General features: G+C 73.1%; 9 protein-coding genes. 2 read left to right on the top strand and 7 right to left on the bottom strand.

Annotated elements, in window-relative coordinates:
- Positions 1-25: 25 nt before the first annotated feature.
- The 3 genes from AMK27_RS13470 to AMK27_RS13460 are packed head-to-tail and all read right to left on the bottom strand — an operon-like array spanning position 26 to position 4,549.
- Positions 26-757: a GNAT family N-acetyltransferase gene (locus AMK27_RS13470; protein WP_073906271.1), complete on the bottom strand. Its 732-nt coding sequence runs from the start codon at positions 755-757 to the stop codon at positions 26-28.
- Positions 758-812: 55 nt separating this feature from the next.
- Entirely contained in the window at positions 813-3,152 is a 2,340-nt protein-coding gene (locus AMK27_RS13465) for an IucA/IucC family protein (protein ID WP_073906269.1), read from the bottom strand.
- A gap of 38 nt (positions 3,153-3,190) precedes the next feature.
- Entirely contained in the window at positions 3,191-4,549 is a 1,359-nt protein-coding gene (locus AMK27_RS13460) for a diaminobutyrate--2-oxoglutarate transaminase family protein (RefSeq protein ID WP_073907470.1), read from the bottom strand.
- 738 nt (positions 4,550-5,287) lie between these two features.
- On the opposite strand from AMK27_RS13460, the gene AMK27_RS13455 reads away from it, so the two are divergent.
- Positions 5,288-6,466 carry a trypsin-like serine peptidase gene (locus tag AMK27_RS13455; protein ID WP_198955862.1) on the top strand — a complete coding sequence of 393 codons (1,179 nt, stop codon included), beginning with the start codon at positions 5,288-5,290 and terminating at the stop codon, positions 6,464-6,466.
- 245 nt (positions 6,467-6,711) lie between these two features.
- Complete coding sequence (locus AMK27_RS13450) at positions 6,712-7,893, top strand: trypsin-like serine peptidase (RefSeq protein ID WP_073906267.1); 1,182 nt, start codon at positions 6,712-6,714, stop codon at positions 7,891-7,893.
- Between the two features lie 204 nt (positions 7,894-8,097).
- Here the strand turns inward: AMK27_RS13450 and hflX are convergent, their stop codons facing one another.
- From hflX to dapF, 4 genes are all read right to left on the bottom strand, one after another.
- Positions 8,098-9,591 (bottom strand): GTPase HflX, encoded by a 1,494-nt coding sequence (hflX, locus tag AMK27_RS13445; RefSeq protein ID WP_073906265.1) that lies wholly within the window; start codon positions 9,589-9,591, stop codon positions 8,098-8,100.
- Positions 9,592-9,906: 315 nt separating this feature from the next.
- On the bottom strand, positions 9,907-11,400 hold the full coding sequence (locus AMK27_RS13440; RefSeq protein ID WP_073906263.1) for a M1 family metallopeptidase: 1,494 nt from the start codon (positions 11,398-11,400) through the stop codon (positions 9,907-9,909).
- Between the two features lie 182 nt (positions 11,401-11,582).
- Positions 11,583-14,060: a RelA/SpoT family protein gene (locus AMK27_RS13435; protein WP_073906261.1), complete on the bottom strand. Its 2,478-nt coding sequence runs from the start codon at positions 14,058-14,060 to the stop codon at positions 11,583-11,585.
- A gap of 240 nt (positions 14,061-14,300) precedes the next feature.
- Entirely contained in the window at positions 14,301-15,179 is an 879-nt protein-coding gene (gene dapF / locus AMK27_RS13430; RefSeq protein WP_073906259.1) for a diaminopimelate epimerase, read from the bottom strand.
- Positions 15,180-15,181: the final 2 nt, after the last annotated feature.

Here is a 15,181-nt window from a genome sequence, read left to right as displayed (position 1 = left end):
CGGTGTATAGAAGACAGAGGGTTGTTCACAGAGCGTGACGGAGGGCGCGGTCACGCATCATGAGCGCCGCTCGCTTGTCAGGGAGGTCGACTTCCGCCGCGAAGCGGAAGCCGCCGCTGAGGAAGGCTGAGACGGAGGGGGTGTTACGGATGTCGGGTTCGGCGACGACGCGGGTGCAGCGGGGACGGTGGTCGAGGACGAGATCGGCGACGGCGCGCAGCAGTGTGCTGCCGACGCCGCGGCCCCGGTCGGTGACGCCTCCGATCAGCAGATGGATACCGGTGTCGTGGGGCCGCGCCGGGTAGTGCCGGGCGAGCGGGTCGAGGTCGGCGCGGTAGATCTCGAAGTAGCTCATGGGCGTGGCGTCGAGGACTCCGAGGCAGGGGACGCTGCGGCCGTCGCCGTCGAGTTGGGTACGGATGTGCTCGGCGGTCACGGTCTCGGGTCCGGCCAGTTCCCAGAAGGCCGCGACGGCGGGGTCGTTCATCCATCGGGCGACGAGCCCGAGGTCGCGGTCGAGCCGCACGGGGACGAGTTGGAAGACGCCGGCGGCGGTGTGGACCGGGTTCCAGGAGGCGACGGAGTCCAGCAGGTCGCCGTCGAGAGGGTCGGCGCCGAGGGGCTCGGTGCCGAGAGGTTCGGCATCGAGGGGTTCGGCGTCGAGGTGACCGCCTTCGAGGAGGGTGACGAGTTCGTCGAGTCTCAGATCGAGGGTGTCGTCACCGGGCGGGTCGGCCGGTGGGCGGGTGGGTGACACGGTGTCGCTCTCCTCTCGGCGGTGCGGTCGGTGCGTGGGTTCTCCGAAGGCGGGCTCAGGCGCGGAGGGGGTTGGTGACGGTGACGTAGACGGACTGGGTGTCGACGGGGCCGACGAGTTCGTCCATGCCGTGCAGGCGGGTGAGGAGGTTGGCCTTGCTGCGGAGGGTCGCGGCTTCCAGGAGGCGGTGCGGGAGGGGTGAGCCGAGGCTGGTCGAGGAGGTGAGGAAGCTGCGGAAGGCCGCGAGCAGGACGCGCTCGTCGGCGAGGTGCTGGGAGCCGAAGGCGCCGATCAGGCCGAGGACGTTGTTGATGCCGAGGTAGTAGGCGAAGCGCTCGTCGGTGACCTGGTCGGAGACGAAGGTGTCGCTGGCCGCGCCGATACCGGGAAGGCGGCTCTCCAGCTCGCTCCGGTGGGACTCGCGGAAGTAGTAGCCCTGGTTGTCGCGGTAGCGTCCGCCGACCGGCCAGCCATCGGGGTCGAGGAGCACCAGGGTGTTCTGCTGGTGGGCCTCCAGGGCGATGCCGGCGTGTCCGTCGAGCCAGAGGACGGGGCGGACGACCTGGTCGAGGTAGCGGAGGAACCACTCGGCGGCGACGGCCGTGGTGGGACGGCCGGTGCGGGCGGCGAGGCGGCTGATGACGTCGGCGAGGCGGGAGCGCATGGCGCCCGTTCCCGGCCAGGGCCGGGGGGCGGTGAGCGACGCGATGCAGACGGCGTCGTCGCCGGGCCCGAAGGGGTTGTGGCGAATCATGAGGTCGAGGCCGGGGACGGGGGCGCCGTCCGGGGTGTCGACGGCGAGCCACGCGGGGTCGCGCACGATGTCGAAGCCCGGGTGGGCGGCCTGCCATGCGTCGACGAGGCCGGTGCGGAGCAGGCGGTGGACCTCGACGCCGCGGTGGAGTTCCTTGCGGAGGTTCTCGCGTCGCGAGTTGGTGATGCGCAGGCCGAGGGAGAGCTTGAGCATGGCCCGGGCACCCGGGCGGTGCACGGTACGGACGGAGGAGGTGGGGTGCCAGGGGCTGCCGTGGAGACCGAGGTCGTGGAGGAGGCCGGCGTCGACGAGGGCGCGGATGTCGGAGCGGTGCAGCAGCTCTCGGGCCTGCCAGGGGTGAACCGGCAGGGGCGCGGTCCCGGCGGGGAGCGTGAGCCCTTCGGCGAGGCCGATGGCGAGTTGCTCGGCGCTGACGGGGCGGCCCTGTTCGGTCCAGCCGGAGTCGGAGGCCAGGAGCGAGGAGTCGACGGCCAGCCAGTGGAGGGGGAAGGAGCCGTGGAGTTCGGGTGAGTAGAGCCGGGCCTCGGCGTCGGAGAGGCCTTCGCGGCTCTTGGGCGTGGGGTGGAGGGGGTGGCCGAGGAGCAGGGACTGCTCGGCGGCGAGGAAGAGGTCGGCGTCCGGGTGCGGTTGGGGCGAGCGGCGGCGCTCGATGAGGAAGTCGGCGGTACGGCGGGCCGAGTCGGCGACCCTGCCGACGAGTTCGGTGGCTTCGGGGCGGCCGCTCTCCCGGCTGAGCAGAGCGGCGACGGTCACGGCGTCGACGGTGGGGGCCGTGGCCGGGAGGCCTTCGAGGACGGGGGCGCCGAAGCGGTGCCAGCCGGTGGGTGACCAGTAGCGGACGGGGACGAGGAGGGCGGTGCCGCTGGCATCGAGGGGGATGCGCAGGGTGGTGGAGCCGGGGGCCGGCAGGTTCGTCTCGCGGACCCAGCAGCGGAGGAGGTTCTCGACGGCGGCCGCGTCGGCGGCGCGCTGCGGATCCGGGTCGTCCAGGGGGTCGGCGCCGGCCGGGTGGTGCGGGTCCGGGGCCGGGGCGCCCAGCGAGGTGGTGGCGCCGGCGGGGCGGTTCGGCTGGGGGTGCTGGTCGCTCAGCGGGGCGGTGCCCGTGGTCGTGCGGTGCGGTCGGGGGTCGTAGGGGCCGATGTGCTGGCGCGGGACCGTGGCATCGGCGGGGCGGGCTGTGGCGGCTGCTGCTCGGGCAGCGGCGGCGGCAGGCTCCGTGGCAGCGGGCTCCGTGGCGCCAGGGCCAGGGGTGTCGGGGGCGGCGGCCCCGACCGCCGTGGAGCCGGCGGCCGTACTGCCGACGGCAGTGACGCCGCGGGCCGTGCTGCTGCCCGAGGCATGGGCGCCGGCGGCTGTGGAGCCAAGGGCCGTGGCGCCGGGGGCCGTGCTGCCCGGGGGCGCGGAGCCTGGGTTCGTGGTGCACGGTTCGGGGTTGGTGAGGGGGGTGGTGGTGAGGAACTGGGTGGAGGGTTCCATGGGGGTCCGTCCCTCGGGGGCGAGAGGCTCCGTGGTCAGCAGGGAGGCGTCCCGTGGCGTGGAGGCGAGGACCTGGGAGGTGAGGTGATCGACGGCGAGGGCGGCCTCGGTCTCAGGTGCCGGGGAGGGGGGCGTGGCGTTCACGGGGGCTTCCTTGGGGGACGGGGCCGGGACGGCCCGGGTCAGTGGGACGGCCCGGGGACGGTCCGGGGGGCCGTGGGCCTGCGGGCGGCGGGCAGCTGGGGGATGTGGGCCCGTTCGGCCGCGGCGAGGGCGTCGGCGAAGCGGTCCAGGACGGCGGTGGCCTGCTCGTCAGTGATCGTGAGCGGGGGCAGGAGCCTGACCACGGCGGAGTGGCGGCCGCCGAGTTCGACGATGAGTCCGCGGGCGAGGCACTCCTGTTGGACGGCGAGCGCCAGGGCGGGGGCGGCGGGCGGCACGGGGTCGTCAGGTCCCGCCGCGTCGGGGTCGACGAGCTCGACGCCGATCATGAGTCCCCGGCCGCGGACGTCGCCGACGCAGGGATGGGCGGCGGCGAGGCCGCGGAGCCGGCCGATGAGGCGGGCGCCGAGGGTGCCGGCCCGCTCGGCGAGTCCGTTCTCACGGACGTACGCGAGGGTGGCCGTGCCGGCGGCCATGGCGAGCTGGTTGCCGCGGAAGGTGCCGGCGTGGGCGCCGGGTTCCCAGGCGTCGAGTTCGGACCGGTAGACGATGACGGCGAGGGGGAGGGAGCCGCCGATGGCCTTGGAGAGGACCATCACGTCGGGCACGACGCCGCTGTGCTCGACGGCCCAGAAGGCGCCGGTGCGGCCGACGCCGGTCTGGACCTCGTCGACGACGAGCGGAATGGAGCGGTCGGCGGTGATGCGGCGCATCCGGCGCATCCAGTCGTCGGGCGCGGGGATGACCCCGCCCTCGCCCTGGACGGCTTCCAGGATCATTCCGGCGGGGGTGGTGACGCCGCTCTTGGGGTCGTCGAGGAGGTTCTCGGTCCAGCGGGCGGCGAGTTGGGCGCCGCGGGCGCCGCCGACGCCGTAGGGGCAGCGGTACGAGTGGGGGTACGGGAGCCGGGTGACGCGGACGTCGGTCGCTCCGCCCGAGGCGTCGAGGGCGCCGGAGGTCATGCCGTGATAGGCGCCGGTGAAGGCGAGGAGGCCGCTGCGTCCGGTGGCGGTGCGGACCAGTTTGAGGGCCGCCTCGACGGCGTCCGTGCCGGCCGGTCCGCAGAACTGGATGCGGGCGTTGTCGGCGAGTTCGCCCGGCAGCGTGGCGAACAGCTCGGAGGTGAAGGCGTCCTTGACCGGGGTGGCGAGGTCGAGGACATGGAGCGGGGCCCCGGAGTCGAGGACCTTCTTGACGGCTTCCAGGACCACGGGGTGGTTGTGGCCGAGGGCGAGCGTTCCGGCACCCGACAGGCAGTCCAGGTAGCGGCGGCCGTCGGCGCCCTCGATGGTCAGCCCTCGTGCCCGCACGGGGACGATGGGGAGGGAGCGGGCGTAGGTGCGGGCGGCGGACTCCCGCAGGGACTGGCGGCGCAGGATGCCTTCGTACCCGCCGCCACCGCCCTGCTCCGCAGGCCCCTGGGCGGGAGCCGCGCGGCCCCCGGACCCCTGGGCGGGAGCAGCGCGGTCCGCCGCCCCCTGAGCTGCAGCCTCCGGTGCCGCACCCCCTTGAGCCGCGACTCCTTGAGCCGGAGCCGCCCGGTCCGAGGGCCCTCGGACCGCGGGCCCTCGGTCCGAAGACCCCGGGTTCGCGCCGTCCCGGATCGGCACAGTCGCGGTGTCCCGGATCGTCGCGCCGCCCCGGGGCAGCGCAGTGTCCTGGGGCGGCGCGGTGTCCCGGGGTGTCGGGGTGTGCGTCCCTGTGGCGGCGTCGGCGGGCGTTCCGGTGACCGGCCCGTCGGGCGTCCTGGTCTGCGTCCGCGCGGCCGGTGGGACGGCCGGAGCTGATTCGGTCACGGCCACGGCTCGGTGTCCTCCCGCTGTAACAGTTGCGTTGCACATCGGGACGCCGTGGAGCCGCCGCAAGGGCCGCCCTGAACGCCACCGTTGTGTCCCCCGTACGTACCAACGACGCGAACTGCCCGGGATCACGGGCCGGAGCCAAGAACTTGGCGTGTCCCGGATCACGGCACGGCAACGACGGAACCATGACCGGAACCGCCGACCGGCCGCGTACCGTCCCCTCCGGCACCGGCATAGTGGGGGCCGTCGGCCGCACCCGTACGGGCGCGGCCGCTGTCCATGCACAAGTTGACGTAGTCCCAGGGGGATCACGAGATGCGATCGATTCGTCCGCTGCTGACGGCGGCTTCCGCCGTCGCGGCGCTGACGCTCACCGTTACGGCCTGCGGACCGAGCGAGGAGAACGCGGGAGACAAGCCCAGCGCTTCCGCGACCGCCCAGAACCCGGCCGACAAGATCAAGATTCCGGCGGACCTGAAGGACCGCCTGAAGGAGCACGGAATCGACGTCGACAAGTGGCGGGACGGCGAGTGGAGGAACTGGGACCGCGACAAGTGGCTGCGTGAGGCCAAGGACTTCGTCAACCCGATCATCGAGGACCTCTGGGACCCGGACCGGATGCGGGACGCCGAGCGCCCCGATAAGCCGGTCGAGGAGGAGGACATCTCGGGTGACGAGGGCGTGACCGACCCGACGCCGGCCGTCGTGCGGGCGAAGCCCGTTTCGGCGAAGTACCACAGCAACGCCCCGGAGTCCGGGAAGGTCTTCTTCGACGGCCCCGAGGGCTCGATGGTCTGCTCGGCCACGGTCGTGCAGGACCCGGCGCACCCCGGCAAGTCGAACATGGTGTGGACGGCCGGCCACTGCGTCCACAAGGGCAAGAAGGGCGGCTGGTACCGCAACATCGCCTTCGTGCCCTCGTACAACGACGCCGCGCTGTCGACCGCCGACCTGGAGAAGGCCTCGCGGGAGCAGATCGCGCCGTACGGCGTGTGGTGGGCCGACTGGGTCAAGACCTCGGACCAGTGGATCGCCGAGGGTGCCTCCACGGGCGGTGCGGGCGCGCCCTACGACTTCGCGGTCATCAAGGTGACCCCGGAGAAGGGCGGCACGACCAAGTCCCTGGAGGAGACAGTCGGTTCGGCGCTTCCCGTGAACTTCAACGCCCCGGCGGTGCCGAAGATCGCGGCCATGAAGGCGACCGGGTACCCGGCGGCTCCGCCGTTCGACGGCCAGCGGATGTTCCAGTGCGAGGACAAGCCGGGCCGGCTGTCCCTGAAGGCGGAGCAGCCGACGATGTACCGCATCGGTTGCAGCATGACCGGTGGTTCCTCCGGTGGCGGCTGGGTCGCCCAGGGCAGTGACGGCAAGCCGGCGCTGGTGTCGAACACCTCGATCGGCCCGTCGACGGCCGGTTGGCTCGCGGGGCCGCGCTTCGGTCCCGAGGCCAAGGCCATGTTCGACGAGGTCAGCAAGAAGTACGCCGGGCAGTAGGCGCGGAGTGTGAGGCGGGGCCCTCGGGGCCTCGCCTCTCTCTGTGCCCGCCCCAGGGGCTTCACCCGGACACGGGGAGCCCCTGGTCCGGGATCCGGGCCCTTCGCCCGGCGGTTCGCCCAACCGGCATACTGTGCACCGCAAGTGACGCGTCCATGGCAATGCCAAGCCATGTCAAGACGGGAACGCGCCGGAACCACGGCCGCTCCCCGGACGCGGGAATCATCTCAGGGGGAATTCACCACATGCGTTCCGTACGACTCCTACCCGCCGCTCTCGGCCTGGTCACCGCGCTCGCGCTGACCGCCACGGCCTGCGGCCCCACCGAGACCCCGGCGGCCGACAAGCCGGTTGCCGGAGCGAGCAGTTCCGCGTCGGGCACCGACGACGCGGCCACCGGAGACGGTGGCGCCGACCTCACCAAGGACCTCGCCGACAAGCTGAAGAAGCACGGCGTCGACCTGGACAAGTGGAAGGACGGCGAGTGGAAGAACTGGGACACGGACACCTGGCTGCGTGAGGCCGAGGACTTCGTCAACCCGGTCATCGACGGGCTCTGGGACCCGGCGCGGATGCAGTCCGCCAAGAGCCCCGACCCCACGATCACCGCGCAGGCCGGAGGCGGCGGCACCGACCCGACGCCCCGCCCCGTCAAGGCGCAGCGCGAGAAGACCCCGTACCACCGCAACGCGGCCCCGGTCGGGAAGATCTTCTTCGACTCGCCGCAGGGCCACATGGTCTGCTCCGGCACCATCGTGAAGGACCCCCGCCGGCCCGGTAAGTCGAACTTGGTCTGGACGGCCGGCCACTGCGTCCACGCGGGCACGAAGGGCGGCTGGTACCGCAACATCACCTTCGTCCCGGCCTTCAACGACCTGGGCAAGTCCCCCGCGGCGCTCAACAACGCGCAGCCGCACGAGATCTACCCCTACGGCCAGTACTGGGCCGACTGGGCCGTGACCTCGGGCGAGTGGATCAAGTCGGGTGGCACGAACCAGGCATGGCCGTACGACTACGCCGTCCTGCACGTGCAGCCCCAGCGGGGCGGCAAGTCGCTGGAGGAGACCGTCGGCGCCGCGCTGCCGGTCGACTTCTCCGCCCCCGCGCCCGCGCAGTCCGGCACGATCGGCGCCTGGGGATACCCGCAGGCCGCCCCGTACAACGGCGTGATCATGCACAAGTGCCTGGACCGGGCGACGCGCATGACCACGGCGCCCGCCACCCCGGTGATGTACCGGATCGGCTGCACGATGACCGCGGGTTCGTCTGGCGGCGGCTGGTTCCGCGTGCTGCCGAACGGGAAGACGGCGCTCGTGTCGAACACCTCGATCGGCCCGGCCGGCAGCAACGGCTGGCTCGCCGGACCGCAGCTGGGCCGGGGAGCGAAGGCGGCCCACGAGATGGTCAGCAAGAAGTACGCACGCTGAGCCGTCCCTCCCGACACAGTCCTCACCACACAGTCCTCATCACACAGTCGTGACAGGACCGCGGTGACAGGACCGTCGTGACGGGGCCATCGGCACGGCAGAAGGCGCCGGTCCCCTCCCTCGCGGGAGGAGGCCGGCGCCTTCGTCGTGCGTCGGCCGCGCACTCCGTCGTACGTCAGGCCGTGGCCTGCGGCGTACGTCGGGTCAGTGCGCGGCGGGAACGTACGGCGCGAGCATCGCCGCCAGTTCCTCGTGCACCCGGGCCTTCAGCAGGGTGCCCTCCGGGGTGTGCTCCTCGGACTCGACCTCGCCCTCGGCGTGCACCCGCGAGACGAGTCCGCCCTGCGTGTACGGCACGAGGGCTTCGAGCTCGACCTGCGGGCGCGGCAGCTCGGAGTCGATGAGCGCGAGCAGTTCCTGCATGCCCTGGCCCGAACGGGCCGAGACCACGATGGAGTGCTTCTCCATCCGCAGCAGTCGCTGGAGCACCAGCGGGTCCGCCGCGTCCGCCTTGTTGATGACGACGATCTCCGGCACGTTCACCGCGCCGACGTCCCGGAAGACCTCGCGCACGGCGGCCAGCTGCTCCTCCGGCGCCGGGTGCGAGCCGTCCACCACGTGCAGGATGAGGTCGGAGTCGCCGACCTCCTCCATGGTGGAGCGGAACGCCTCGACCAGGTGGTGCGGCAGGTGCCGGACGAAGCCGACGGTGTCGGCCAGGGTGTAGACCCGGCCGGTGGGCGTCTCGGCCCGGCGGACGGTCGGGTCGAGCGTGGCGAACAGCGCGTTCTCCACGAGCACGCCCGCGCCGGTGAGGCGGTTGAGCAGGGAGGACTTGCCGGCGTTCGTGTATCCGGCGATGGCGACCGACGGCACCTTGTTGCGGCGCCGCTCCTGCCGCTTGATGTCACGGCCGGTCTTCATCTCCGCGATCTCCCGGCGCATCTTCGCCATCTTCTCGCGGATACGGCGCCGGTCGGTCTCGATCTTGGTCTCACCGGGACCACGGGTGGCCATGCCGCCACCGCCGCCGCCACCCATCTGACGGGAGAGCGACTGACCCCAGCCGCGCAGGCGCGGCAGCATGTACTGCATCTGCGCGAGAGCGACCTGCGCCTTGCCCTCTCGGGACTTGGCGTGCTGGGCGAAGATGTCGAGGATCAGGGCGGTCCGGTCGACCACCTTGACCTTGACGACGTCTTCGAGGGCGATGAGCTGGCCGGGGCTGAGCTCGCCGTCGCAGACGACGGTGTCGGCACCGGTCTCGACCACGATGTCGCGCAGTTCGCGCGCCTTGCCCGAGCCGATGAAGGTCGCCGGGTCCGGCTTGTCGCGGCGCTGGATGACGCCGTCGAGCACGAGGGCGCCCGCCGTCTCGGCGAGGGCCGCGAGTTCCGCGAGGGAGTTCTCCGCGTCCTGGACGGTCCCGGAGGTCCAGACACCGACCAGCACGACGCGCTCGAGGCGCAGCTGGCGGTACTCGACCTCGGTGACGTCCTCGAGCTCGGTGGAGAGGCCGACGACACGGCGCAGGGCCGCTCGCTCGGAACGGTCGAACTGGTCGCCGTCCCGCTCTCCGTCGATCTCGTGGCTCCAGGCGACGTCCTCTTCCATCAGGGCATCGGCCCGAAGGCTCTCGGTACGGCTCGTCTCCGCGAAGCTCTGCTCGTCCTGGGAAGGGGAAGAAGAGGAGGTCATTGGATCCTTACGTCGAGTGCTTCCACAGCGGCACCGGTGTCGGCGCGCCCTGGAGCGATGAGTCTTATGCCGTCACAACGCGTGAGGGAACGGGAAGATTCCCGGTCCGTCGGCCGCGTCGCCGACCTGAAGATGGTGACACGCCCCGGCGGGACCCGTCACCCGGGTTTCGGCCCCGTGGTGCCGGCCGGGTCGCGGGCCCGTCAGCCGGGTCCCGGGCCGTCACTCAGGTTTCGTGCCGGTCGACCCGGCCCCGGACTCCGGGCCCCCGGATCACGGCCCCGGGCCGGTGATCCGGGGGCCCGGGGAGAGCGGTCATCCGCCGGCTTTCGGGGCGGTCCGCGCCGCCCCGGCCGGGCTGCTGCGCCAGTCCGGGTGGCCGGGCATCGCCGGGGTCTTCGCCTCGTAGAGCCAGCCGCGGAAGAAGGCGGTGAGGTCGCGTCCGGCGATCTCACCGGCCAGCGCGACGAAGTCGGCGGTGGTGGCGGTGCCGTCCCGGTGGTCGGCGACCCAGCGCCGCTCCAGGCGCTCGAAGGCCTCGGTGCCGATCTCCTGGCGGAGCGCGTACAGGACGAGGGCGCTGCCGTCGTAGACCACGGGCCGGAAGAGACTGATCTTGTGGCCGGGCGAGGGCGGCTCGGGGGCGGCCGGCGGGCCGCCGTCGGCCCGCCACCCGTCGGAGGCGGCGTAGGCGGCCTTCATACGCCGCTCCAGGGACTTGCCCGCGGTCTCCTCGGCGTACAGCGCCTCGTACCAGCTGGCGTGCCCCTCGTTGAGCCAGAGGTCGGACCAGGTCCGCGGCGAGACGCTGTCGCCGAACCACTGGTGGGCCAGCTCGTGCACCATGACCGAGTCGACGTACCACTCCGGGTAGGCAGGCTGGGTGAAGAGGCGGCGCTCGAACAGGGACAGGGTCTGGGTCTCCAGCTCGAAGCCCGTGGTGGCGTCCGCGACGAGCACCCCGTACGTCTCGAAGGGGTACCGGCCGACCTTCCGCTCCATCCACTCCAGGTGCCCGGGGGTCCTGCGGAGCCAGGGCTCCAGCAGCTCCCGGTCGGCGGTGCGCACCACGTCGCGTACGGGCAGGCCGTGGGGGCCGGCCCGGTGCACGACGGTGGAGCGGCCGATGGACACCTGGGCGAGCTCGGTGGCCATGGGGTGGCTGGTGCGGTACGTCCACGTCGTCGTGCCGCCCCGGGTGACCCGGCCGGTGGGCAGCCCGTTGGCGACGGCGGTCAACTCGCTGGGGGCGGTCACGCGGAAGGTGAAGTACGCCTTGTCCGACGGGTGGTCGTTGGACGGGAAGACCCGGTGGGCGGCGTCGGCCTGGTTGGCCATGGCGAGACCGTCGCCGGTACGGACCCAGCCGCCGGTGTCGGCCGGACCGCTCGGGTCGCTGGTGTGGGTGACGGTGATGGCGATCGACTCGCCCTCGTCGACCGGCACGGCGGGGGTGACGACCAGGTCCTCGCCGCTGGTGACGTACGTGGCGGCCAGACCGTCGACGGTGACGGCGGAGACCGTGCCGTGGGTGAAGTCGAGGTTGAACCGCTCCAGGTCGTCGGTGGCGAGCGCGTCGATCCGGGTCACGGCGGCCAGCGGAGCGGTGTTGACCCCGGGGTAGGTGAGATCGACGGTGTACGCGAGGACGTCGTACCCGGGATTGCCGAGGTGGGGGAAGAGCGGGTCCCCGATGCCGAGCGGCGCCGGGGCGGGCAGCGCGGCGGCGACGAGCCCGGCCGATGCGGCGACCAGGACGGCGGAGCGGAGCCACCGCGCGCGGGGCAGGGGCGTTCGGACGAGCGGCATGGGCCAGGCCTTTCCGGAGGAATGGCCCTACGGCTACCAGGGCCGCGCCCGCTCCCCCGGGCGGCGCGCTCGCCCGCCACTCGAAGGGGGACACGGGTCGGTCCCACGGACACGGCCCGGGTCGTCCCACGGACACGACCCGGGTCGGCCCCACGGACACCGCCCGGGTCTGGGCTGGCGCCTCAGGCCCTGCGGGGCCTCGGGGAGCGGTGCCGGGCGCGGCTCACGTCGTACACCCCGGGCACGTCCCGCATGGCCCGCATGAGGGCGGCGAGCCGGGCCACGTCGGGCAGGTGGAGGGTGTACGTGTGGCGGACCCGCTGCTCGCTGGGCGGCTCGACGGTCGCGGAGACGACGGCGGCCCCGGCGACGGCGATGGCCTCGGTGAGGTCGGCGAGGAGACCTGGCCGTCCGAAGGACTCCGCGACGAGGGTGACCCGGCCCTGGGTGGTGTCGCCCCAGCGGACGGTGACGGGTTCGCGGCCGAGCAGGCGCATGGTGTCGACGGCCGCGCAGCCGTTCCGGTGGACGGTGACGGAGCCGCCGCGGACCCGGAAGCCGGTGATCTTGTCCGGGGGTACGGGGGTGCAGCAGCCGGCCGGACGGACGGAGGTGCGGGGCTCGCCCTCCAGGTCGGCGTGGAGCTCCGCACCGGAGCGGTGGTCGGCGGTGACGCCGGACTGGGGCCGGGAGCCGCTCGTGGCCACGGGTGGCGCGGCGCTCTCCGGATGGGCCTGGAGCCAGCCGGTGATCGCGATCCGGGCCGCGGGGGTACGGGCGTGGTCGAGCCACTCGGGGGACGGGCCGGAGACGGCGTCCTGGGCGAGCAGCAGCTGGACGGTGTCCCCGTCGCCGAGGACGGTGCTGAGGGGGGCGAGGCGCCCGTTGACGCGCGCGCCGAGACAGCCGTGGGCGGCTTCGCCGTGCTGGGCGTAGGCGGCGTCGACGCAGCTGGCTCCGGCGGGGAGGCTGATCGTGCCGGGGGCGCTGCCGTCGGCACGGAAGACGGTGATCTCGTCGTCCTCGGCGAGGTCGGCCCGGAGCGAGGTCCAGAACGTGTCCGGGTCGGGGGCGGCCTGCTGCCAGTCGAGGAGGCGGGAGAGCCAGCCGGGGCGGGTGGGGTCGACGCGTTCACCGTCCTCCGCGGCCGGGGTGTCGACGGGGGCGGTGGCGAGGGTCGCGGCGGCCGCGGAAACGGAGGCCGAGGCGGACGTGGGGGCGGAGGCGGGGAGGGTGTCAGGTGTGGCCGGTGCTTCGGACGGGCCTGGAGCGCCTGATGCGGGCGATGTGGCTGATGCGGCCGATGCGGCGTGGGTACCCGATGTGGCGTGGGTACCCGATGCGACGTGTGCGCCAGTGGTGGAGTGTGCGGCGGCGTCCCGCGGAGTGGCGGTTCCCTGGCGGCCGGTACTCGCCGGCGCCGAGGGGGCCGCGGCGGCCTGGCCCTCTCCGTCCGGGCCGCCGCCCGGCTGCCCGGTCGTCTCCTGCCCCACGTGCGGGTTGCCGAGGGCGACGACCCCCGCCTCCGCGACCGTGTGCATGCGGTGGGTGCGGATGAGGACCTCGGCCACGGCGCCGTCGGGGGCCGCGACGGCGGTGTGCAGGGACTGGTACAGGTTGAACTTGGGGGCCGCGATGAAGTCCTTGAACTCGGAGACCACCGGGGTGAAGCAGGTGTGCAGCTCGCCGAGGACCGCGTAGCAGTCGGCGTCCTCGGAGACCAGGACGAGGAGCCGCCCGAAGTCGCAGCCGCGCAGTTCGCCGCGCTTGAGGCGGACGCGGTGGACGGAGACGAAGTGCCGGGGGCGGACGTGGACTTCGGCGCCGATGCCCGCCTCGCGGAGGACCGCGGAGACCTGTTCGGCGACGGCGCCGAGCGCGTCGCCCGCGTGCGGGTTCCCGGCGATGAGCGCGCGGGTGTTCTCGTACTCCTCGGGGTGGAGGATGGCGAAGACCAGGTCCTCCAGCTCCGTCTTGAGGGCCTGGACGCCGAGCCGTTCGGCCAGCGGGATGAGGACGTCCCGGGTGACCTTGGCGATCCTCGCCTGTTTCTCGGGGCGCATCACCCCGAGCGTGCGCATGTTGTGGAGCCGGTCGGCCAGCTTGATCGACATCACCCGGACGTCGTTGCCGGTCGCGACCAGCATCTTGCGGAAGGTCTCCGGCTCGGCGGCGGCGCCGTAGTCGATCTTCTCCACCTTGGTGACGCCGTCGACGAGGTAGGCGACCTCCTCGCCGAACTCCCGGTGCACCTGGTCGAGCGTCACCTCCGTGTCCTCGACGGTGTCGTGGAGGAGGGACGCGGTCAGGGTGGTGGTCTCCGCGCCGAGTTCGGCGAGGATCAGGGTCACCGCGAGCGGGTGGGTGATGTACGGCTCGCCGCTCTTGCGGAACTGGCCGCGGTGCGAGGACTCCGCGAGGACGTACGCCCGGCGCAGCACCGAGAGGTCCGCCTCGGGATGGTGGGCGCGGTGCGCCTCGGCGACATGGCTGATCGCGTCGGGCAGCCGGTCGCGCGGGGCCGGTCCTGCGGTGGCGCCGAGCAGCGCGGCGCGGCCGATCCGGCGCAGGTCGATGCGGGCGCGTCCGCGTCTGCGGGCGGTCGTTTCGGTGACGGCGGCTTCCGCCGCGCTCACAGGGTTGGTGGCCTCTGCGCTCATGGGGCACCTCCGGCAACGTCGACCGGCGGTGGGCGGGCCAGGCGTGCCCGGGGGGCCGGTGCTTGATGCTACCGACCCCACCACGTGGCGCAGTCGCCCTCTCGCTCAGCGTGAAACGGATCACCCATTCGAGCGACAAATCAGTCGTTGACTGTTTCGATTCCGTCGCTTCCTTCGAATCCGCCGCGCCGTACGGCTCTGCCGCGTCCTTCGGCTCCGCGCCCCCGCGCCCGCCCGGCCTCAGCCGAGCCAGGCGGGATCGACGGTGCCCTCGGCGACGATCACGGCGGGGCCCGTCATGTCGATCTGCCCGTCGGGGTGCTCGGTGATGACCAGCGTGCCGCCGAGCACGTCGACGGTGTACGTGACGGGGGTGCCGCTCGCGGCGGGGTCGGCGCCGTCCCGGCGGGCGGTGGCGACGGCGACGGCGCACGCGCCCGTGCCGCAGGAACGGGTCTCGGCGGCGCCGCGCTCGTGGACCCGCATGGCGACGTGGCGGGGGCCCCGGTCGGCGACGAACTCGATGTTCACCCCGTCCGGGTAGACCGCGGCCGGCGTGTACGGCGGCTCGGTGAACAGGTTGCCCGCGTGGTCGAGGTCCTCGACGAACGCGACCGCGTGCGGATTGCCCATGTTCACGTTGCGCGCGGGCCAGCTGCGGCCGTCGACGGTGACGGTGACGCCGGCCTCGGGGAGGACCGCGCGCCCCATGGCGACGGTGACGGAGCCGTCCTTGTCGAGGTGGACGCGCTTGATCCCGCCGCGGGTGGCCACCGCGACCTCGCCGGCGGTGACGTGCCCGGCGTGCTCCAGGTAGCGGGCGAAGACCCGGACCCCGTTGCCGCACATCTCGGCGACCGAGCCGTCGGCGTTCCGGTAGTCCATGAACCACTCGGCCTCGTCCGCCATGTGCCGGGCCTCGGGGTGGGCGGCGCTGCGCACGACGTGCAGCAGCCCGTCGCCGCCGATGCCGGCCCGTCGGTCGCAGAGGCGCGCGACGGCGGCGGGGGGCAGGTCCACGGCGTTCTCCGCGTCGGGGACGATCACGAAGTCGTTCTCGGTGCCGTGGCCCTTGAGGAACCGGAGGGGCGGGAGTGCGGGGGTCTGCGCGCTGGTCACGA

The organism is Streptomyces sp. CB02009, from assembly GCF_001905825.1.
In the GTDB taxonomy this organism is placed as follows: Bacteria; Actinomycetota; Actinomycetes; order Streptomycetales; family Streptomycetaceae; genus Streptomyces.
Note: the sequence above shows the minus strand (reverse complement) of the source record. Positions and strands in the feature narration are given on the sequence as shown.

What these genes read in the sequence shown, in the direction of transcription:
- AMK27_RS13440 (WP_073906263.1), bottom strand. Translation starts at nt 11,400, where the DNA reads ATGCCGCTCGTCCGAACGCCCCTGCCCCGCGCGCGGTGGCTCCGCTCC.
- AMK27_RS13450 (WP_073906267.1), top strand. Translation starts at nt 6,712, where the DNA reads ATGCGTTCCGTACGACTCCTACCCGCCGCTCTCGGCCTGGTCACCGCG.
- hflX (WP_073906265.1), bottom strand. Translation starts at nt 9,591, where the DNA reads ATGACCTCCTCTTCTTCCCCTTCCCAGGACGAGCAGAGCTTCGCGGAG.
- AMK27_RS13435 (WP_073906261.1), bottom strand. Translation starts at nt 14,060, where the DNA reads ATGAGCGCAGAGGCCACCAACCCTGTGAGCGCGGCGGAAGCCGCCGTC.
- AMK27_RS13455 (WP_198955862.1), top strand. Translation starts at nt 5,288, where the DNA reads ATGCGATCGATTCGTCCGCTGCTGACGGCGGCTTCCGCCGTCGCGGCG.